Consider the following 779-nt stretch of genomic DNA (forward strand, 5'->3'; position numbering starts at 1 on the left):
CGGCTTGCGTCAATCTTACAATACGTTTTTCATAAACCTCGATACTGTCTCTCAAGTCTTCTATTAAGATGAGCGGGCTCGTTTTTGACTGTAGTGCATGTAAGCGATTTTTCGCTTTTACTTTATCTTTGGTCAGTCGGTTAATTTGTCGACCAATGTCTTTCAGCGCCATGTACTCTGGCTTAGGGGGGATCCAAATAGGCGGATTCATAACCTGGGCGTATTCAGCGAGCAAGGCTGCATCCGCGGCATCCGTCTTAACCTGTGATAGCTTGAGTTCTGCAAAGCGTTTAGCACTAAGCGGGTTAATAACTGCTATGTTGAGACCCGCGTTCACTAAGTGCACAGCGAGGTCCAAGTAATATATCCCAGTGGCTTCCATCACCACCAACTCAACCTTGTTCTTACGCAGTATTTTTTCAACTCTTTCAAAGTCTGAATGCTCTTGCTTGAACGATTGTGCCTTACCAGATTTCCCTTGGCTACGAATAGATAAATCAAAGGATTTAGCACTAACATCAATACCAGCAACAATTTTCACAAGCAGACTCCAAACTTAAAATGAGATAAACTATTTCCGGTTCCCCAACCTCGCACTTAATGTCGCTCGACCTTGTGATGCGAAGTCTAGTACTAGCTTCATGATACTCTTCGAGCTGAACAATGAGGTGGGGAGCCCCTCTACAAACGAAGTCAGAATAGATTCTGCTTCAAGGAGCGGGCGGCTTCCCCGGAACTGATTTAATAGTAAATATGTTTGGTTACAACATACAAGGAGC

The 779-nt window shown here is 44.2% G+C and carries 1 protein-coding gene; it reads right to left on the reverse strand.

Going from position 1 to position 779, the window contains the following annotated elements; genetic code table 11:
• Positions 1–541: IS110 family transposase (locus tag ACK8OT_RS19230; protein ID WP_410198125.1), on the reverse strand; the 541-nt coding region annotated here is incomplete at its 3' end.
• Positions 542–779: the final 238 nt, after the last annotated feature.

This window comes from Motilimonas thetidivivens (assembly GCF_046452435.1).
Taxonomy (GTDB): domain Bacteria; phylum Pseudomonadota; class Gammaproteobacteria; order Enterobacterales; family CBDFNC01; genus Motilimonas.